The 19,275-nt window shown below is 72.1% G+C and carries 16 protein-coding genes; 12 read left to right on the forward strand and 4 right to left on the reverse strand.

Annotation, left to right across the window (positions count from 1 at the left end; genetic code table 11):
* Window positions 1–38: 38 nt before the first annotated feature.
* The 3 genes from ACZ6S4_RS08620 to ACZ6S4_RS08630 form a co-directional block, all read right to left on the reverse strand.
* On the reverse strand, window positions 39–1,109 hold the full coding sequence (locus tag ACZ6S4_RS08620; protein WP_465474293.1) for a GNAT family N-acetyltransferase: 1,071 nt from the start codon (window positions 1,107–1,109) through the stop codon (window positions 39–41).
* Between the two features lie 83 nt (window positions 1,110–1,192).
* Window positions 1,193–1,954 carry an ACT domain-containing protein gene (locus ACZ6S4_RS08625; protein WP_465474294.1) on the reverse strand — a complete coding sequence of 254 codons (762 nt, stop codon included), beginning with the start codon at window positions 1,952–1,954 and terminating at the stop codon, window positions 1,193–1,195.
* A gap of 147 nt (window positions 1,955–2,101) precedes the next feature.
* The gene (locus tag ACZ6S4_RS08630) at window positions 2,102–3,118 is read right to left on the reverse strand and encodes a LacI family DNA-binding transcriptional regulator (protein ID WP_433721272.1); all 1,017 of its coding nucleotides are present in this window, start codon (window positions 3,116–3,118) and stop codon (window positions 2,102–2,104) included.
* Between the two features lie 226 nt (window positions 3,119–3,344).
* On the opposite strand from ACZ6S4_RS08630, the gene ACZ6S4_RS08635 reads away from it, so the two are divergent.
* The 6 genes from ACZ6S4_RS08635 (at window position 3,345) to ACZ6S4_RS08660 (ending at window position 11,502) form a co-directional block, all read left to right on the forward strand.
* Window positions 3,345–4,052, forward strand: a complete 708-nt coding sequence (locus tag ACZ6S4_RS08635; protein WP_465474295.1) for a pyrimidine reductase family protein — start codon at window positions 3,345–3,347, stop codon at window positions 4,050–4,052.
* A 95-nt stretch (window positions 4,053–4,147) separates the two neighbouring features.
* The gene (locus ACZ6S4_RS08640; protein WP_465474296.1) at window positions 4,148–5,908 is read left to right on the forward strand and encodes an ATP-binding protein; all 1,761 of its coding nucleotides are present in this window, start codon (window positions 4,148–4,150) and stop codon (window positions 5,906–5,908) included.
* A 53-nt stretch (window positions 5,909–5,961) separates the two neighbouring features.
* Window positions 5,962–7,113, forward strand: coding sequence for an exonuclease SbcCD subunit D (locus tag ACZ6S4_RS08645; protein ID WP_465474297.1), 1,152 nt, complete (start codon window positions 5,962–5,964; stop codon window positions 7,111–7,113).
* On the forward strand, window positions 7,110–9,599 hold the full coding sequence (locus tag ACZ6S4_RS08650) for an AAA family ATPase (RefSeq protein ID WP_465474298.1): 2,490 nt from the start codon (window positions 7,110–7,112) through the stop codon (window positions 9,597–9,599). The genes ACZ6S4_RS08645 and ACZ6S4_RS08650 overlap by 4 nt, the downstream gene beginning before the upstream one ends.
* Complete coding sequence (locus ACZ6S4_RS08655) at window positions 9,596–10,564, forward strand: hypothetical protein (RefSeq protein WP_465474299.1); 969 nt, start codon at window positions 9,596–9,598, stop codon at window positions 10,562–10,564. Before ACZ6S4_RS08650 ends, ACZ6S4_RS08655 begins: the two co-directional genes overlap by 4 nt.
* A 227-nt stretch (window positions 10,565–10,791) precedes the next feature.
* Entirely contained in the window at window positions 10,792–11,502 is a 711-nt protein-coding gene (locus ACZ6S4_RS08660) for a helix-turn-helix domain-containing protein (protein WP_465474300.1), read from the forward strand.
* On the opposite strand, the gene ACZ6S4_RS08665 is transcribed toward ACZ6S4_RS08660, so the two are convergent.
* On the reverse strand, window positions 11,484–12,059 hold the full coding sequence (locus ACZ6S4_RS08665; protein ID WP_465474301.1) for a dihydrofolate reductase family protein: 576 nt from the start codon (window positions 12,057–12,059) through the stop codon (window positions 11,484–11,486). The genes ACZ6S4_RS08660 and ACZ6S4_RS08665 overlap by 19 nt on opposite strands.
* 1,093 nt (window positions 12,060–13,152) lie before the next feature.
* Here ACZ6S4_RS08665 and ACZ6S4_RS08670 point away from each other — a divergent pair.
* The 6 genes from ACZ6S4_RS08670 (at window position 13,153) to ACZ6S4_RS08695 (ending at window position 19,259) form a co-directional block, all read left to right on the forward strand.
* A complete protein-coding gene (locus tag ACZ6S4_RS08670; protein WP_212987627.1) occupies window positions 13,153–13,830 on the forward strand; it encodes a sigma-70 family RNA polymerase sigma factor in 678 nt (225 codons plus the stop codon).
* A complete protein-coding gene (locus tag ACZ6S4_RS08675; RefSeq protein ID WP_465474302.1) occupies window positions 13,827–14,603 on the forward strand; it encodes an anti-sigma factor family protein in 777 nt (258 codons plus the stop codon). Before ACZ6S4_RS08670 ends, ACZ6S4_RS08675 begins: the two co-directional genes overlap by 4 nt.
* 338 nt (window positions 14,604–14,941) lie before the next feature.
* Entirely contained in the window at window positions 14,942–15,628 is a 687-nt protein-coding gene (locus tag ACZ6S4_RS08680) for a COG4315 family predicted lipoprotein (RefSeq protein ID WP_465474303.1), read from the forward strand.
* Window positions 15,629–15,837: 209 nt separating this feature from the next.
* Window positions 15,838–16,626 (forward strand): DUF4142 domain-containing protein, encoded by a 789-nt coding sequence (locus ACZ6S4_RS08685; RefSeq protein WP_465474304.1) that lies wholly within the window; start codon window positions 15,838–15,840, stop codon window positions 16,624–16,626.
* A 102-nt stretch (window positions 16,627–16,728) separates the two neighbouring features.
* The gene (locus ACZ6S4_RS08690; RefSeq protein ID WP_465474305.1) at window positions 16,729–17,982 is read left to right on the forward strand and encodes a Pecanex-like protein 1; all 1,254 of its coding nucleotides are present in this window, start codon (window positions 16,729–16,731) and stop codon (window positions 17,980–17,982) included.
* Between the two features lie 365 nt (window positions 17,983–18,347).
* Complete coding sequence (locus ACZ6S4_RS08695; RefSeq protein ID WP_465474306.1) at window positions 18,348–19,259, forward strand: DNA-3-methyladenine glycosylase family protein; 912 nt, start codon at window positions 18,348–18,350, stop codon at window positions 19,257–19,259.
* Window positions 19,260–19,275 lie beyond the last annotated feature (16 nt).

Below are 19,275 nucleotides of genomic sequence, written 5' to 3' on the forward strand. Positions count from 1 at the left end.
GCGGACCTCGGGAGGTCCGCCGTCGCCGCTCTCACCCGTCACCCGGAGGTGGCAGGAGTCTCATCGCTCGCCGACCGGTGACCCGCCACCGGCAGGGTCAGGGTCCGCAGAGCCCCGTCACGGTCGCCGCCGTCCGCGACGCCGAAGCGGCGCAGCGTGCGGAGCATCGCGACGTTGTCGGCACCGGTGTGCGCCACCAGGGCCGAGAAGTTCATCCGGGCCGCCCAGGCGGTCAGCCGGCGCAGCAGCACCGTGCCGATGCCCCGGCGCTGCCAGGCGTCCTGCACCAGCAGAGCCACCTCGCCGAGGTCGCCCTCGGTGAGCAGGTTGGCCATCGCGACGACCCGTTCCTCGCCGCTCGCCGGGTCGACGTGCAGGGCCAGCAGCGTCAGGCCGTTGGCCGGCTCGAGCATCCGGCGCAGACGGGCCTCCGAGGGCATCTGCCCGCCACCGAGATAGCGGCGCTGACGCGACAGCATGGAGCTGTGGGCGTGCATCCGCCGTACGCCTTCGACGTCATCCCCGGTCGCGGCGCGGATCAGCAGCTCGGCGCCGTCCGGCAGCAGCAGAGTGGTCTGGTCGGTGGTGCGGCGCACCAGGGCGCCGCTGACCTCGACCAGCGCCTGGGCCCGGGCGTACTCGGCGGGGGTGAAGGCCGGCGCGGGCCGCAGCACCTCGTAGCTGCCGCCGGCCGGGTCGATGAGCGTCATCCGCTCCTCGTCGAAGCCGTGCAGCACCACCGTGCCCTCGGGCCGCCAGCGCACTTCGGCCGCGTCGAGCAGGGTGACCAGGGCCTCGCCCAGCGAGTCGGGGTCGTGCACCAGCCGGCCGGCCAGCGCGAGGGCCCGGGTCGGCTGGTCGGCCAGGCCCTGGGCCTCGGCGCGGGTGACGAACGCGTCGCGGCCCCGGCCACGGGCGATCGCGGCCTGCAGCTCCTGCTCCGACATGGTGTCGGGCGCGTCGACCAGGAAGTCGTCGACCGCGCCGCCCTCGGTGGTGTGCACCTGGACGGCGAGAATGTTGACGGACCGCAGCGCGAGGCTCGCGGTCAGCACAGAGAGGTAGCCCGGCTTGTCCTCGACGGTTGCCCTGATGCGCCACAGCGCCATGCTCGGCACTCCCTCTCCCGGATCGACTCCCTGACTAAGCGTGCCTCGCCGGTGTTACCTGCGCATTGCTTCAGCTGGGACGGCTATGAGGGTTCAATCACAGCCGTGGCGACCGACGGCACACCGGCCCGGTCGAGGCGGTCACCGAGGATCACGGCAGCCGCGCGGACCAGCTGGGCGATCCGGTCCACCTCGGTGATGTGGAAGGCGGCGGCGGGCAGATCGTCGTCGTCGGCCCGGGCGATCACCAGGACCAGGCCCGCGCGGCCGAACGGGGCCACCGCGTACCGGGTGCCGTCGGATCCGGTCATCGGCCGGGCGCGCAGCGGGGTGACCTCGGGCAGGAGCAGGGGGGACGGGGCGCGCCAGCTCGCGTACGTCACCGCGGGCTCGCTGCCGGTCGGCAGGCGCAGGGACGGCTCGTCGGCCGGGACCGGCCGGGGCGCGGCGGTGCGCGCGGCCCAGTCGGCCGGCACGATCGCGGCAGCGGCCCAGTCGGCGGCCAGCAGCCCCGGTACGGCGTCGACCAGCGTGGCCAGCCCGTCCGCCGGGTTGGCCGCGACCTGGGCCAGCAGCTCGGCGTCGTGACCGCCGGAGACCGGTGCGCCGATCGCCCGCCAGACGCCGTCGACCTGCACACCGGGGATGGCGGCGAGGCCGGCCAGGAGTCGTTCGACGCGGGCGGCACCCGGCCAGACGACGGTGAAGTCGTCCACGGCCCGCCCGCCGAGCCGCTCCAGCACGACGACCTGGACGATGTCGGCCCCGGCGACGCCGAGCGTGCGCGCGACCTGACCGAGGGCTCCAGGGCGGTCCGGCAGAGTGACCCGTACCCGCAGCAACATGCAACTCCTCCCGTCTGGAGAACGGCACGGCAGTGCCGTCCCAAGCGCCAACATTGCCCAAGCGGCGTTTCGCACCGGTTGCGGCGCCGTGTCCCGGCCGTCAAGGCACAGAGATATGCCCGGAATCACACTTCAGGGTAGGACGGGTCAGGCGGAGGCGCGACGGACCAGATGGGTGTCGAGCAGAACGTGGGAAATCTCCACCGGCTCGCGGCGGATCCGGCACACCAGCAGCTCGGCCATGCGCCGGCCCATCTCTTCGACGGGCTGGTGGACCGTGGTCAGCGGGGGCTCGCACTGGCGGGCCACCGGTGCGTCCTCGAAGCCGATGACCGCCACGTCCTGCGGCACGCGCAGGCCCGCGTCGCGCAGGGCGCGCAACGCTCCGCTGGCCATGAGGTCGGAGGCGACGAAGACGGCGTCGAGGTCGGGCTCACGGTTGAGCAGGGCGCGCATCGCCTTGGCCCCGCCGGCCTCGCTGAAGTCGCCGTACGCCACCAGCTCCGGCCCGCTCACCGCCGCGCGGTAGCCGGCCAGCCGGGCCCGGCCGACCTCCATGTCCTGCGGCCCGGCGATCGTGGCGACCCGCCGGGCGCCGTTGCCGATCAGGTATTCGACCGCTTTGCGGGCGCCGGCGGAATTGTCGACGTCGACCAGGAAGTCACTCTCGGCGGCGCGCGCGGAGCGGCCGCCGAAGACGAACGGCATGCCGCGCTCGCGCAGCACGGCCGGCAGCGGGTCGTCGTCGTGCAGGGAGAGCAACAGGACGCCGTCGACGTGCTGGCCGGTCAGGTGGTGCTCGACCCGCTCGCGCTGCTCGGGGGACGCGGCCATCGCCAGCCACAGCTGCAGCGGTGTCTCGAGCAGGGCCGCATTGATGCCGCGCAGCACGCCGGCGAAGAACGGCTCGCCGAAGACGCGCTCCTGCGACTCGGAGACGACCAGCGCCACCGAGTCCGTCCGCTGGGTCACCAGGGAGCGCGCCGCCCGGTTGGGCACATAGCCCAGCTCCTGGATGGCGGCCTCGACGGCGGCCTTGGCCTGCGCGCTGACCTGCGACGACCCGTTCAGGACGCGCGATGCGGTGCCGCGGCCGACGCCGGCGCGCGCCGCGACGGCGTCGAGCGTCGGTCGACCCGGTGCACGGACGGGTTGCCTGGTCATCCGGGCATTATCGCCCTCAGGACCGCCGATGTCTCGCCCGTGGGCTGTCTAGATTTGACCTTGCCCGGTTCCGGGCTGTCCGCACGACGCCGGGCGCCTAGGGTTCAGGGATGATCTGTCACGCTTGCCGCGAGCGCCGTCACGAGGACTGCCGGGGCGGGTCGTGGTGCGACTGCCAGCACCGTCCCGTCGAGCCGACTCCGCCGGTCACGGGCCCGGCGTCACCGTGATCGACGTCCATGACGCCGACCTGGCCGCCTGCTATCCGCGTCGCCCGGAGCCCACCCTGCGGGTGAATTTCGTGGCCAGCATCGACGGCGCCGTGACGGTGAACGGCAAGTCCGCCGGCCTCGGTGGCCCGGGCGACAAAATGATCTTCGACACACTGCGGATGCTCTGCGACGCGCTGGTGGTCGCGGCGGGCACGGTCCGCACCGAGAACTACGACGCGTTACGGATGACCGGGCCGGCGCGGGAGTGGCGCCGGGCGCACGGGCTGAGCGAGTTCCCGCTCATGGTGGTCGTCTCGGGCTCTCTGGAGCTGGACCCGGAGCAGCTCGTCTTCTCGGATGCGCCGGTCCGGCCGCTGATCGTCACCCACGCCGGAGCTCCCGCCGGCCGCCGGGCGGCCCTGGCCGAGGTGGCCGACATCATCACCGTGGGTGAGGAATCGGTCGACCTCGCCGCGGCGGTCCGCGAGCTGCACGCGCGGGGCGCGACCCAGCTGCTCTGCGAGGGCGGCCCGCACCTGTTCGGGGCGATGATCGCCGCCGATCTGGTCGACGAGCTGTGCCTGACGGTCTCGCCCCGGCTGGTCGCCGGGGGCGCCGGCCGGATCGCGGCCGGGCCCGACGGCCCGCCGCGGGAGATGTCGCTGGCCGGCATCCTGGCCGACGGGGACATGCTTTTTCTCCGGTACGCCCGCAGCCGCTAGAAGTTGTGGACAACCCTGTGGATGACCCCTAGAAGTTGTGGACAACGCGTGCCAACCGACGTGCCGTCCGTCGTTTGTCATACGTCTGGTGCAACATGATCGGCGTGTCTGACGAAGTGGTCGAAGTAAGCGAACCGGTCGGGCGTGTCCTCGGCACCGCCGACGCCACCCCGTTGCAGTTCTGGACGGCGGTCACGCCGGGCAGCTACCTGCAGCTCGACGACGTCGTGGTGACCAAGCGCGAGCTGCCCGGCCGCGAGCCGGTGACGATCGCCGGCGTGGTGACCCAGGTCCGCGCCCGGCACGAGGGCGCGCAGTTCGACTCCGACGTCTTCGCCATCGCCGAGGGCACCCTGCCGGCCCTGGTGCAGGAGGCGGCCGAGATCACCACCACCCGGGTCGACCCGGAGCTCTACGTGCCGCCCGCACCCGGCGCCGTCGTGCACCGGGCCTCCGGCGCCGCGCGCGACGCGGCCCTGCACTTCGACCGGATGGAGCGGCGGGTCCCGATGGGCACCGGCCGAGACGGCGTGCCGGTCTTCCTCAACGCCGACTTCCTCGACGGCACCCGCGGCGCCCACGTGTCCATCTCCGGCATCTCGGGCGTGGCCACCAAGACCAGCTTCGCCACCTTCCTGCTCTACTCGGTGTTCCGGTCCGGGCAGCTCGGCGGCGACGCGGTCAACGCCCGCGCCCTGATCTTCAACGTCAAGGGCGAGGACCTGCTCTTCCTCGACCACCCCAACACCAAGCTCGACGAGGCCACCGAGGCGGCGTACGCGCGGCTCGGCCTGCCCGCCACCCCGTTCCCCGACGTGCGGGTCTACGCGCCGCCGCGGGCCGGTGACTCCTCCGGGGCGCCCGACGTGCAGAGCCGGCTCACCGGGGTCGACAGCTTCTATTGGACGCTCGAGGAGTTCTGCTCCAAGCGGCTGCTGCCGTACGTCTTCGCCGACGCCGACGACGAACGCCAGCAGTACACGATGGTCGTCCACTCGGTGACCGCGCACCTGGCCCGGCACGCGGTGCCCGCCGAGGGTGGCATCAGCATCGACGGGCGGCGACTGTCGTCGTACGGCGACCTCGTGGACCACGTCGTCGACCAGCTCACCGACGACGAGACCCGTTCCACCTGGGCCGGCAGCGCGGTCAACATGGGCACGGTCAACGCGTTCGCCCGCCGGCTGATCGGCAGCAAGCGCGACCTGGCCCGGCTCATCCGCGGCGACCTGGCCGCCCGCCGCCCGCACCAGATCAAGACTGCCGAGAGCGCCCAGGTCACCGTCGTCGACCTGCACAATCTGCCGGACCGCGCGCAGCGCTTCGTGGTCGGCGTGACCCTCAAGACGGAGTTCGACGACAAGGAGAAGTCGGGCACCGGCCGCCCGCTGTTGTTCGTCGTGCTCGACGAGCTCAACAAGTACGCCCCTCGCGAGGGCTCCTCGCCGATCAAGGAGGTGCTGCTAGACATCGCCGAGCGTGGCCGCTCGCTGGGCGTGATCCTGATCGGCGCGCAGCAGACCGCCAGCGAGGTGGAGCGCCGGATCGTCACGAACTCGGCGATCCGGGTGGTCGGCCGCCTCGACCCGGCCGAGGCGTCCCGCCCGGAGTACGGCTTCCTGCCCCCGGCGATGCGCCAGCGGGCCCTGCTGGCCCGGCCCGGCACGATGTTCGTCAACCAGCCGGACATCCCCGTCCCACTGTGTGTCGAGTTCCCGTTCCCGGCCTGGGCCACCCGCAAGTCCGAGTCGGGACCGCCCCCGGCAGCCACGATGCGCTCGATCGTGCAAGGGGTCGACCCGTTCGCGGTGGTCGGCGGCCGCGGCGGTTCGTCCGACGACGACATCCCGTTCTAGCCTTCCAGGGCGCCTCCGGCGCACGTCAACACCAAACGGCGAAAGATAGAGCGATGCGCATCTTGCACACGTCCGACTGGCATGTGGGGAAGGTCCTGAAGGGCCGGACCCGGCACGAGGAACACATCAAGGTGCTCGGCCAGGTCGTGGAGATCGCCCGGGCCGAGCAGCCCGACCTCGTGATCATCGCCGGTGACCTCTACGACACGGCCGCGCCCTCGCCGGACGCCGTCCGGGTGGTGACCCGGGCGCTGTCCGCCCTGCGGCAGACCGGCGCCACGGTGATCGCGATCGGCGGCAACCACGACAACGGCCAGGCGCTGGACGCGCTGCGCCCGTGGGCCGAGGCGGCCGGGATCACGCTGCGCGGGTCCGTACGCGACAAGCCCGACGACCTGATCCTGACCGGGACGACCGCCGGCGGTGAGCGCTGGCGGCTGGCCGCACTGCCGTTCCTCTCCCAGCGTTACGCGATCCGCGCCGTGGAGATGTACGAGCTGACCGCGGCCGAGGCCAGCCAGACGTACGCCGACCACATCGCCCGGCTGATCGCCCGGCTCGCGGAGGACTTCGGCGAGCCCGGCGTGGTCAACCTGCTCACCGCCCACCTGACCGTGGTCGGCGCCAGCGCCGGCGGCGGCGAGCGCGAGGCCCACACCGTCATGGGGTACGCGGTCCCGGCCACCGTCTTCCCGCCCGGCACGCACTATGTCGCCCTGGGTCACCTGCACCGTTCCCAGGCGGTCATCGGCCCCTGCCCGGTGCGCTACAGCGGCAGCCCGCTCGCCGTCGACTTCGGCGAGGAGGAGAACATCAGCTCGGTCGCGATCGTGGACGTCTCGGCCGAGAAGGCGGCGAAGGTCCGCGATGTGCCCGTGAACTCGGCCAAGACGCTGCGCACCGTGCGCGGCTCACTCGACCAGCTCGCCACGGTGAACCTTCCGGATGCCTGGCTGCGTGTATTCGTCCGTGAGACGCCACGGGTCGGGCTGCGCGAGGACGTCCAGGAGCTCTTGCCCAACGCCCTGGAGGTGCGCATCGATCCGGACATGGTGCCCGACCGGGCCGGGGAGCGGATGGCGCAGCGCGCCGGGCGCAGCCCCCGCCAGCTCTTCGGTGACTATCTGGACAGTCGCGGCAACGCCGAGGAAGGCGTCCGGGAACTCTTCGACGAGCTCTACGACGAGGTGAGCACCCACTCATGAGGCCGCTACGGCTCGACATGGCCGGTTTCACGGTCTTCCGGGAGGAGACCACGGTCGACTTCACCGACGCGGACTATTTCGCGCTGGTGGGACCGACCGGCTCGGGCAAGTCCACGGTGCTCGACGGCATCTGCTTCGCCCTCTACGGCAGCGTGCCCCGCTGGGGCGGCAGCCGCGGCATCGGCAACGCGCTGGCGCCCTCGGCCACCGAGGCCCGGGTGCGGCTCGTCTTCGAGTCCGCCGGCTCCCGCTACGTGGCGACCCGGGTGGTGCGCCGCGACGGCCGGGGCAACGTCAAGACGGCCGGCGCGGGCCTGCAGCTCATGCCGCCGGGCTTCGACGTGACCCGGCTCGACACCGGGATGAGCCTGGAGGACCTCGGCGATGTGCTCGCCGGAACCCCGGCCGAGATGGACAGTGCGATCGTCGAGGCTGTCGGCCTGCCGTACGAGCAGTTCACCAGCTGCGTGATCCTGCCGCAGGGCCAGTTCGCCGACTTCCTGCACGCCAAGCCGGCCACCCGCCAGCAGATCCTGGTCAACCTGCTCGGCCTGCACGTCTACGAGGAGGTCCAGGCCAAGGCCTCGACCCGCGCGACGAAGGCAGAGGCCCAGCTGGCCACCCTCGACCAGCTGCTGGCCGGGCTGACCGACGCCGACGACGAGGCGGTCGACGCCGCCGAGACCCGCCTGACCGCGATGCGCGAGCTGACCCGGGCCGTCGAGCAGGCGGTGCCCCAGCTCAGCGTGGTCCGGGCCCGCGAGACCGAGCTGGCCGCGGCCCGCGACGCGATCGCCGGCGAGCTGGCCGTGCTCGCCCGGGTCAAGATGCCCGCCGGCAGCGCCAAGGTCGCCGAGGCCGCGGCCGCCGCCCGGGCCGGCGCCGACGAGGCGGCGGCGGGCGTGCGCGCGGCCGAGGAGCGCGAAGAAAAGGTACGGGGAGAGCTGGCCGCCGCCGGCGACGCGGGTTCGCTCGGGTTGCTGCTCGACCGCCACCTCGAACTGGACCGGCTGACCGGCCAGGCGGAGTGGTTCGCGGGCGAGGTCTCCGTGGCCGAGGTGGAATACAAGGACGCCGTGGCGGCCGCCGACCTGGCCCGGGCCGCGCACACGGGCGCCGAGCAGCTGCTGGAGCAGGCCCGCCTGGAATACGCCGAGGCCCAGACCCTGGACCGCGCGGCCGCTCTGCGGGCGCACCTGACGGCCGGTCATGACTGCCCGGTGTGCGCCCAGCCGGTGACCGAGGTGCCGCCGATGCCGGAGGGCTCGGCGGTCCAGGCCGCCGAGCGCACGGGCAAGGCGGCCCGGGCAGCGGCGGACGTGGCCTCGACGGCGTTCAAGCAGCGCGACGCCGTGGCGCGGGAGCTCGAGCGTGGCCTCGACCGCAAGCGTGCCCAGCTGGAGCAGCACCGGTCCCGGCTCACCGAGGTGCGCGCCGCGCTGGCCGACTCGCCCGGCGTCGACGCCCTGCGCCGGCAGCTGGAGGAGCTCACCAAGCTGCAGAAGAAGCTCGACCACGCCGGCGCGGCGGTCCGCGAGGCCCGCGACACCCAGCGGCGGGCGCACGCGGCGGTCGCGGCGGCCGACGAGCAGCAGCGTACGGCCTGGCGTTCGTTCGACACGGTCCGCGACGCGGTGGCCCGGTTCTCGCCCCCGCCGGCCGACCGTGACGACCTCGCCGCGGCCTGGTCCACGCTGGTCGAGTGGGCGCGGACGTCCGCCCGGGAGCGGGAGGAAGCCCGAGCCGAGGCCGCGGCGGCGGTCGAGGCCGCGCACGCGGAGACCCAGCAGGCCCGCGCGGCCGTGCTGGCCCTGTTCACCGACGCCGGGCTCAACGCGCCGTCCGGCGGTGCCGACGCCGACCTCATCCGGGCCGCCGCGGTGGCCGCCGAACGGGCCGAGGCGGCGTGGCAGCGGCTGGTCGACCGCCGCGAGCAGGCCCGGGCGCTCGCCGAGCAGCGCGCCACGCTGCTGCGCGACGGCCGGGTGGCCAAGGCGCTGGCCGGGCACCTGCGGGCCAACAACTTCGAGCGCTGGCTGCTCGAGGAGGCGCTGGATCTGCTCGTCGACGGCGCGTCGCGGATCCTGCGCGAGCTGACCGGGGGACAGTACGACCTGATGCACGACAAGGGTGAGTTCTTCGTCATCGACCACCACGACGCGGGCCTGCGGCGCGGGGTGCGCACGCTGTCCGGCGGCGAGACGTTCCAGGCGTCCCTCGCGCTGGCGCTCGCCCTCTCCGAACAACTGGCCGGCATGTCGACGACGGCGGCGAGCCTGGAGTCGATCGTGCTCGACGAGGGCTTCGGCACCCTGGACGCGGCGACGCTGGACGTGGTGGCGGCGACCTTGGAAAACCTGGCCGCCCGCGGAGACCGGATGGTCGGGGTGGTCACCCACGTCAACGCTCTGGCGGAACGCGTACCGGTGCGGTTCGAGGTGCACAAGGACGCCCGTACGGCCTATGTGGAAAGGGTTGGTCTGTGACGCGGATGTTCGTCGACGCCTGGGACCCGTCGTACGGGGCGTCGTTCGAGGGCGACTCGTCGGACGGCCCGGCGTCGCCCAGCAGCGCGCAGGTCGACACGGACGTCGAGGTGCCCGCCGACCAGTGGGCCCCGATCGACGTCTCGTCCCGGGTCCGCTGCCCCGACGTGGTGTTCCTGGTCGACGGCGTCCGCCGAAACGACGCCGGCTTGTGGACGGCCGAGGAGGACGGCCTGTCGTACGCCGGCCTGGCCGCCTCGTACGCCGCCGGCGTGGTGCGCTGCGACCTGCGCAACGGCATCGCGGAGCTCGCCGGAGCGCGCGTGGCCCGGGGTCTGTTCACCGCCTCGCCGAGCGCGGAGGACCTCCAAGCGGGCTCGGTGCGCTACGAGGTGCACCGGGTCAGCGGCACCGGCGAGGCAAGCAAGCTGCCGGCCGCAGTCCAGGCGCCCCTGACCGCCCTGGAGATCGACATCTCAGGCGCGGCCCGCGACGGCGGCTCGGACGGCGCCGACCTGCTGGTGGTGGACGGCCCGCTGCGTAACAGGAGGCAGCTGCCGCGCACGATCGGCTATGTGAAGACGCAGCAGAAGCAGTATTTGCCAACGGCACTGACCGCTGTGGTGACCTCGCTGCGGCCGACCCAGCGCACACCGGTCTTCCAGATGGGCACGGTCTGGGGCGGCTGGTCCTGGTACCTCCGCCTGCCAGGAGCCTCAGGAGCGCCGTGGTCGGGCATCGTCCGGATCGAGTGCTCCCCGGACCTGACCCCGGCCGAGGCGATCGAGCTGGCCGACCTGTCGTCCGCGACCTTGCCGAGGTTCGCCTCGTCGTCGTACAAGGACCCCCGGGCACCGCAGAATCTGGTGCCGATCGCGGGTCTGGAGCGGCGCTTGCGGGGAATGCTGGGCGACGCGCGGGTGCTGCACCGCGCCCTCACCCTGGCTACCGCCCGGAGTCGCTGACCTCACCGCCGGCTGACCCCGCCGCGTTGCCGCCGCTCGCTGATCGCGCCGCTGGTTGGTCGCACCGCCTGCCGCTGGCCGCATCGCCTGCCGCTGGCCGCACCGCCTGCCGCTGGCTGATCGCGCCGCGTTGCCCGCCGCTCCGCTGGCTCGCCGCGTAGACCGCCGCGGGCGGATCCCGCTGCGCGCTGACCCACGCCGCGGGCCGGGCAGCGTATCTTCTGCCCGTGGGACTGCGGTTCGAGACGCGCCGGTCCGACTCGCCGTGGGTCGACGCCGTGTGGACCTGTGCGAGTGAGCAGGTCACTGCGATGACGTCCGTCGCCGGGGTGCGCTGGGGCCTGGTGTTCTGGGCGCGGGCCGGCCGGGCGTACGCGGGTATCACCGGTCCGGAGACCCGGACCGGCGCGGCGCCCGTGCCGGAGGGCGCGACCTTCATGGGCATCGAGTTCGCCGTGGGCACCTCGTTGCGGGCCGTGCCCACGCCGGCGCTGGTCGACGGCGGCATCGGACTTCCCGACACCACGCGCCGGACGTTCCGGCTGGACGGTACGCGCTGGGAGACGCCCGGCCCCGACGACGCGGAGGCCCTGGTCGCCGGTCTTGTCCGGGCCGAGATCGTGGTCCGGGACCCGCTCGTCGCGGACGTGCTGCGGGGTCATCGCCCGGCTGTCTCAGACCGTACGGTCGAACGCCGGTTCCGTGCCGCGACCGGACTGACCCGGGGCGCGGTCCGGCAGATCGAGCGGGCCCGCACAGCGGCGGAGCTGCTGGCGGCCGGCGACCCGGCCGCCGATGTTGTCGCCAAGCTGGACTACTTTGACGAGCCGCACCTGGCCCGGGCCCTGCGCTGCTACGTCGGGCGCACCGCGAGGCAGTTGCGCGAGGGCGACGGCGGCGCGATCGCCCTCGACCTGGATCAGCCCTTGACGTCGTAGACCAGCTTCAGGATCCCGTTCGAGTAGCTCTCCGACTCGCGCAGCGCCAGCATGTGCTTGTCCCGGTCGGCCCGGCCGAACAGGCTCTTCCCGGCACCGAGCAGCACGGGGAAGACCAGCAGGTGGTACCGGTCGATCAGGCCCGCGTCCGACAACCGCCGGGCCAGCTCCGCGCTCCCGTGGATGAAGATCGCGCCACCCTCGCCCTGCTTGAGTGCGGCGACGTCCTCGGTCGAGCGCAGGATCGTCGTCGGACCCCACCCGTCGACCAGGGCGTCGTCGGTCAGCGTGCTCGACACCACGTACTTGGGCAGGTCCTTGTAGGCGGCGTGATCCTCGGAGCCGGGCCAGATCGGCGCGAACGCCTCGTAGCTGCGGCGGCCGAACATCAGCGCCGTCGTGTCGGCGAGTTCTTCGCCCTTCAGCGACCAGGCCTCCGGGACGAACTCGAGGTCCTTGACCACCCAGCCGCCGCTGCGATGCCCCTCGCTCGGTCCGCCGGGCGAGTCCACGACGCCGTCGAGCGACATGAAACCGGTGTAGACCAGGTCACGCATGGTGCTGTCTCCTCATGCTCGGGGGAGCGGTCGGGGTTCACGCTAGAACGCGGCCACGGCCGCCGTCTTGGACAGAAACGACAGCCACCCGAACGGCCAGGTGGTCGGGGACCGCTTCAGCCTGGCCACCCGGCACGCCGGCGGCACCGACCCACCGGCCCGGCCGGGCGGGGATGGCCGAGGCCGCCCACTTCCGTTGAGCGGGATGGGCGGCGGTCCGGTTGCGGCCGGGCATGCCGGGACCGCTCACTTCGCTGCCTGAGACCGGCGGCGGGCCGGTTCGGATGGCCGGGCGGGACAGCCCGGACCGCTCACTTCGCTGCCCCGGGCTGGCGCTGGGCCGGTTGGGCCAGGCCGGGCGGGACAGCCCGGACCGCTCACTTCGCTGCCCCGGGCGGGCGCTGGGCCCGGTTGGGCCAGGCCGGGCGGGATGGCCGGGACCACCCACTTCGCTACCCCGGGCTGGCGCTGGGCCGGTTGGGCCAGGCCGGGCGGGATGGCCGGGACCACCCACTTCGCTACCCCGGCCGGCGGCGGGCCGGTTAGTGCCCGGTCTGGCGGGATGGCCGAGGCCGCTCACTCCGCTGCGGGCAGGCTGTAGGCCAGGCTCGGGAACGCCGCGGACCAGCCCGGTGGGCGATTCGGAATCTTTGTGAGTTTTCCGGGACGGACGGGCCGCTGACCGTTCGCGCCCCCGCCGTGGCGGACCGGTCGGTTTCCGCTGGCCACGCGGCCCGGCACCGCCCGCACCAGACCCCACCCCCGCCCACCCTCTTGGCCAAATGCCAACAGCCGGTGAGGACGCCCGCACCCGCCGCGACCAAGACCACCTCCCGGCGAGCCGATGGCGGACTCCGCGTCTGTCGTCTCCGCCGGCTTGCTGAGTATTATTCGCGTGCCCCCGAGTACATATCGGTGTCTATGCATGAAAGTCGCGCCCCCTCGCGGCTTGGACCCGGAGGAATCTCTTGCAACTGCGCCTCGCTGCCGGCCGGCCCCTCGGGCTTCCGGAAATTTTCCCGTTCGCTTTGATCCCGGCCGGTGTTCCGAGCCGTATGACAGGCGACGGGGAAAGCACCGGCTGGAGGATTCGATGCATGCGTTGGTCATGGAGCGGCTCACGCCGGACAGGGTGTGCGCGATGACGCAGCAGCGGTCCGGTGGCAGGTGGCAGGCTCTCGACGGAGGCCGTGGTGCGGACAATGATGATGCCGTGATTCCACGACAGGCCCGGCACGGGGCTGCGTCGGAGACGGCGAGCCACGAGGACACGCTTGTCCGCATGCTCTACGAGGAGCACGCGGGTCCCCTGCTGATGTTCGTGCTGCGGCTCACCGGCGGCGACCGGCAGCGGGCCGAGGACATCGTGCAGGAGACGCTCCTGCGGGCCTGGCGCAACGCGCACCGGCTCGGTGCCCAGGGCCAGCAGTCGTTGCGTCCGTGGCTGGTCACCGTCGCCCGGCGCATCGCCATCGACGATCACCGCAGCGTCAGCGCCCGGCCGCCGGAGACGTACGACCGCGAGCTGGAGAGTTTTCCCAGCACGGCCGACGACACCGACCGCGTGTTGCAGCTCATGACCGTGACCGACGCGCTCCGTACGCTCAGCCAGTCGCATCGTGAGATCCTGGTCGAGACGTACTTCCGCGGCAAGACTGTTCCGGAGGCGGCCGAGGTTCTCGGCCTGCCGCTGGGCACTGCCAAGTCTCGTGTGTACTACGCCCTGCGGGCCCTGCGTACGGCCTTGCAGCAGCGGGGGGTGACGGAATGACACAGGAACAACACTTCGACGTCGCGTCGTACGCGCTGGGCGTGCTCGACGAGCGTGACGCCTCCCGCTTCGAGGATCACCTGATCGACTGCCCGGCCTGCGCCATCGAGCTCGAGTCGCTGCTGCCGGTCGTGGACATCCTCTCGGACGTGGACGCGGACGCCCTGGTGGCGACCGAGCAGTCGCGCCGGGACGGCCTGATGCTCAAGACGATGATCGGCGAGGTGAAGCGGGAGCGTCGCCGGGCCAACAGCCGGCGGCTCTACTCACTCGCCGCGGCGGTCGTGGTCTTCGCGATGCTCTCGATCGGCGCGCTCTTCGCCGGTGGTCAGTGGCTCGGCAACTCCGACCCGCAGAACCCGAACCAGCAGGCCCGGTCGAGCAAGCAGCTCGATCCGCTGCCGGCCGCCGAGGGTGGCACCGGCATCGGCGGGCCGGACCTGGTGGGCGAGCGGCTCGGCGGCACGGATCCCCGCAGCGGCGTCAGCGCTGACGTGGGGCTGGAGGCCAAGGACTGGGGCACCCAGGTGTCGTTCGCGGTCTCCAACATCAAGGGTCCACTGACCTGCCGGCTGGTGGTCGTCCGCCGGGACGGCGCTTCGGAGGTGCTGTCGTCCTGGAAGGTCGGCGACAAGGGCTGGGGCACGGCTGCGCAGCCTGAGCCGCTGCTGCTGCAGGCCGTCACGGCGCTGCCGCGGGCGGACATCGCCTTCCTGCAGATCCAGTCGGTGGACGACAAGGGCGGCACAGAGACTCTGGTCCGCGTCCCCTGACCTGAGACAGAAGTACGAAGCACCTGAGACAGAACTACGAAGCCCGGCCGCGTCAGCGCGGCCGGGCTTCGTTGTTTCCCGCGCCGGGGATCGCCCGGCGCAAATGAATGGGCCGCGCCGCGCAATTACTGATTGCTAATCGGTCCGGCACGCTGTGCGACAAAAGCGCAGGTGGGCCACTGAATCACGTACCGCGCCGGCGTTCGGTTCAATCGAAATTCAGGGAAATTGATTGGCCCGATTCTTCAACCGCCGGCGGCGCCGGCGCGTACTACAGCCCGGACACGGAGATCGACGATCCCAGTTGGAGGGCACCAGTGGTACCGGAGAAGCGGAAGTTGAAGGTCGTCGGCGCCTCTATCGCGGCGGCGTTCGTGCTGACCGGTTGCGCCCCGGCGGGACTGGACAACGCCAGCGACTACGGCGCGGAGCCGGCGGCGAACGCGGTCGACGCGACCGCCACCCCGACGCCCGGCGCCGAGCCGGAGGGTGACGCTCCCGAGGGCGACGAGGCCGATGCCCCGGAGCTCAGCGCGGACGAGGTCACCTCCGAGCTGACCGCGGCCAAGGTCAAGCGGATGGGCGAGACGGTCCAGAACGAGGACGGCTTCGTTCTGTACCGCTTCGACGACGACAAGGTGAAGCCCGAGGTCGTCTCCGAGTGCAACGGTGACTGCGCCAAGGTGTGGCCGCCCGCGGTCATCAACAAGGGTGAGAAGCCCAAGCTGAAGGGCGTCGACGCGGACAAGGTCGGCACCGTCACCCGCGAGGACGGCACGCTGCAGCTGACCATCGACAAGTGGCCGGTGTACACCTACATCGGTGACAAGAAGGCCGGTCAGTGGAAGGGCCAGAACGTCGGTAAGAAGTGGTTCGTCATCACTCCCGACGGCAAGAAGAACCTGACCTGTCTCCCGGCCCCGTCCAAGGCGGTCGCACCGCCCGCGGACGAAGAGGAAGAGGGCGGCAGCGACTCGGCCGGCGACGCCGGCAGCGCAGAGTCGGGCTCCGACTACAGCTACTGATCGACCCGTACGGGTGGCGGCCGGTCGACGTCCACGGCGTCGGCCGCCCAACACCACGAAACACCGGAACCGCTATAAGTCTTCGTTAAATCGGGCCTAAATACATCGCATTGACGGGCCCGTCAGGAAACGCTTCTCGTAGCGTTTCGCTCGACCGGCCGACAGGCCACCGGAATTGTTTACCCGAATCGTTGTCGGAGGTGTGAAAGATGATTGCCGCCCGCTCCTCGCGCCGGCTGCACCGCTGGCTGGTGGGCGTCCTGGCAATGGTCCTGACGGTGCTGCTGGCGCCGGCCGGAATGGCTCGCGCCGCGGAGCCCGGCCCCGTCCCGGTCCCGCCGAACACCGGCCTGACCGACAAGGGCGCCGGCGCCGTCAGCGCCGCCGACCGGGACTTCGTCATCAAGGTCCGGCTCGCCGGCCTGTGGGAGATCCCGGCCGGCAACATGGCCATCGAGAAATCCGAAGACCCCCGCGTCGTCAACATCGGCAAGACGATCTCGCAGCAGCACGTGGTGCTGGACAAGCTCGACATCGCGGTCGCCAAGAAGCTGGGCATCGCGCTGCCGAACCAGCCCAACAGTGACCAGCAGGGCTGGCTGAACGAGATGAAGAACGCGTCGTCGGCCGCGACCTTCGACCAGGTCTACATCGACCGGCTGCGGGCCGCGCACGGCAAGATCTTCCCGGCCATCGCGACGATCCGGGCCAGCACCCGCAACGACTCGGTGCGCAAGCTCGCGCAGCAGGCGAACCAGTTCGTGATGACCCACATGACCCTGCTGGAGAGCAGCGGCATTGTCGACTACGGCTCACTGCCGACTGCCCCGGCTCCGGCCGCGGCCGGTGGTGGCCCGGTGCCGGTCGACAACCAGATGCTCGCAGCCGCGGGCGCCGGCGGTGTACCGGGCGTGAACACCTCGGTCATCCTCCTCGTTCTCGCCGGTGCCCTCGTGGCCGGTGTGATCACCACCATGCGCATCTTCCGGACGCGATAGCCCGCGGACGGTCCGACCTGGCCAGCCGACCAGGCCGTACGGCATCACCCCCAGGCGGCTGCTCCACCGCCCGCCACGTGTGCGACAGAGAAAGGTGTCACCATGCGAAGGTCGCAGTACCGGCGCGAATCCTCGAAGTCAAAGTGGTTCACCGGTCGGCGCCGGATCATCGCCGCGGTAGCCACCCTGGTTGCCTTCGGCGGCATCGTCACCGTCACGCAGGTCTCGGACGCGAGCACCAAGCGTTCCACCCAGCGTGCTCTGGCCGCCTGTAACAACATCCAGGCCCCGAAGTCGGCGAAGCTGTCGACCAAGACCAAGAAGGGCACCTACACCACCAACGGTGGCAAGGTGACCCAGCACGCGGACGACGGCGCGGGCGACGTGCCGACGACCGCGCAGATGCGCGCCCGCTGCCGGCAGTGGGTCATGCAGAACGCCGGTAACAACAGCGGCGGCGGCAACAACGGCGGTAACAACAACGGCGGCGCCGCGTCCCCGGCCCCCTCGTCCAGCAACGGCACCAACGCCGGCGAGGGCGGCAACACCGGTGGGGGAAACACCGGTGGCAACACCGGCGGTAACAACGGTGGCAACAACAACGGTGGCAACAACGGCGGCGGCGCCGCGACCCCGCCCCCGGGCGCCGGTCTGGGCATCCTGGCCAACAGCTGCGAGGGCAGCCAGCTGACCGCGCACGACGGCTTCCAGAACGGCAACCGTTGTGTCTCCACCGAGTTCGGTGAGGTCGGCGCGCAGGAGAACAACCCGTCGCTGCTGATCACCGAGGCGCCCACCGAGGTGGCCCCGAACACGCCGTTCACCCTCAAGGTGAGCACCCGCAACCTGATCCGGGACCGCTTCCTCGCGGCCGGCCAGGGTGGTTACTACGTGGAGAGCTCGGTCCTGCAGGGCGGTCTCGTCCGCGGTCACTTCCACACGGCCTGCCGCATGCTCGCGAACACCGACGAGGCGCCCGACCCGGCTCCGGTTCCCGCGTTCTTCGTGGCCACCGAGGACCGGCAGGGTAGCGCCGCCCCGGACGTGGTGACCATCCAGGTCGCCGGACTGCCTGCCGAGGGCACCGCGCAGTGCGCTTCGTGGGCCGGTGACGGTTCGCACCGCATCCCGATGATGCAGCGCGCCAACCAGACCCCTGCCTTCGATGCGGTTCGCATCGAGGTCGGCGGCGGCGGCAACCAGGACCAGGGCGACCAGGGCCAGGGTGACCAGAACCAGGGCGGCGACCAGAACCAGGGTGGCCAGCAGGGCGGTCAGCAGGGCGGTCAGCAGGACCAGGGCGGCCAGCAGGGTGGCAACAACGACCAGAACCAGAACGACCAGAACCAGAACTGAGTACGGAGCCCTGCCGCACCGGGACCGAACCCCGCGGGGCGCGCCACCTTCAGGTGTCGCCGCCCCGCGAGGGACCCCCCGTCGGAACCGGCCGCCGTCCACCCCCCTGAGGACGGCAAGACCTGCGGCAGGCGGTTCGAGTAAGGAATCGGCTGACGAAAGGAGGCGCGGGACCGCTCGAGCCGAGCTACGCAGCTCCGCTACCGGGTGACGCGGACCGACTCGGGTGTCCGCCAACCCGCACCGATGGCCCTGACCAGGAGCGCGGTCAGGGCCATCGGCATGTCCGCACGCCGGGGACGGCCGGCCCGCCGGAAGTGACCCGGCGCCGGGGAAGGTGGCCCGGGCGGCCGGATGGTGGCACAGTGTCCCGGGTGACGACGACGCGCCGGCTGCAGCTGCCGGACGGCTACCACTTCACCCGTACGGTGCGATCGCTGCTCGTCGTCCGCTACGACCCCTGCGGCAGGTTCGACGACCGCGACTTCTGGCTCTGCGCGCGTACCCCCGAGGGTCCTGGCTCTTTGCATCTCGCCCGCGCCGGCGCGGAGCTCACCGCGACCGGGCACGGGCCCGGCGCGGCCTGGCTGGTCGATCGCGCTGACGCGATCGCCGGCCTGCGCGACGACCTCGGCGACTTCCCGGCCCGGGCGGCCGCGCACCCGCTGGTCGCACGGCTGGCCAAGACCTTTTCGGGGGTACGCTTGCCCGCCACCGGCCAGATCTTCCACCGGCTGCTCCGGGCGATCCTGGAGCAGAAGGTGACCGGCATCGAGGCGCACCGGGCGTACCGGGCGATCGTCCAGCATTTCGGCGAGCCGGCGCCGGGCCCGGCCGAGCTGTTGCTGCCGCCCGACCCGCAGGCTGTGGCCGCGACGCCGTACTGGGTCTTCCATCCCTTCGGCGTCGAGCAGCGCCGCACCCAGGCCCTGCAGCGGGCGGCCGTGGTCGCCGCCCGGCTGGAGCAGTGCGCCGACAGCGCCGAGGCCACCCGCCGGCTCACCGCGATCCCGGGCATCGGCCCGTGGACGGCGGCCGAGGTGGTCCGCACCACGTACGGCGACGCGGACGCGGTGAGCGTCGGCGACTTCCACATCCCGAACACGGTGGCCTGGGGGCTGGCCGGCGAGGCCCGCGGCACCGACGCCCGGATGCTGGAGCTGCTGGAGCCGTTCGCCGGGCACCGCGGGCGGGTGTGCGAGTTGCTCGCGGCCGGCGGGATCAGCGCGCCCAAGTTCGGCCCGCGGATGCCCATCCGATCGTTCGCGAGGTTCTGACTGTCATCCGCCGGAC

The organism is Actinoplanes sp. NPDC051405 (assembly GCF_055586185.1).

Coding starts and splice junctions, on each gene's coding strand:
- ACZ6S4_RS08620 (WP_465474293.1), bottom strand. CDS start 1,109: ATGGCGCTGTGGCGCATCAGGGCAACCGTCGAGGACAAGCCGGGCTAC.
- ACZ6S4_RS08625 (WP_465474294.1), bottom strand. CDS start 1,954: ATGTTGCTGCGGGTACGGGTCACTCTGCCGGACCGCCCTGGAGCCCTC.
- ACZ6S4_RS08630 (WP_433721272.1), bottom strand. CDS start 3,118: ATGACCAGGCAACCCGTCCGTGCACCGGGTCGACCGACGCTCGACGCC.
- ACZ6S4_RS08640 (WP_465474296.1), top strand. CDS start 4,148: ATGATCGGCGTGTCTGACGAAGTGGTCGAAGTAAGCGAACCGGTCGGG.
- ACZ6S4_RS08645 (WP_465474297.1), top strand. CDS start 5,962: ATGCGCATCTTGCACACGTCCGACTGGCATGTGGGGAAGGTCCTGAAG.
- ACZ6S4_RS08650 (WP_465474298.1), top strand. CDS start 7,110: ATGAGGCCGCTACGGCTCGACATGGCCGGTTTCACGGTCTTCCGGGAG.
- ACZ6S4_RS08665 (WP_465474301.1), bottom strand. CDS start 12,059: ATGCGTGACCTGGTCTACACCGGTTTCATGTCGCTCGACGGCGTCGTG.
- ACZ6S4_RS08670 (WP_212987627.1), top strand. CDS start 13,153: ATGCATGCGTTGGTCATGGAGCGGCTCACGCCGGACAGGGTGTGCGCG.
- ACZ6S4_RS08675 (WP_465474302.1), top strand. CDS start 13,827: ATGACACAGGAACAACACTTCGACGTCGCGTCGTACGCGCTGGGCGTG.
- ACZ6S4_RS08685 (WP_465474304.1), top strand. CDS start 15,838: ATGATTGCCGCCCGCTCCTCGCGCCGGCTGCACCGCTGGCTGGTGGGC.
- ACZ6S4_RS08690 (WP_465474305.1), top strand. CDS start 16,729: ATGCGAAGGTCGCAGTACCGGCGCGAATCCTCGAAGTCAAAGTGGTTC.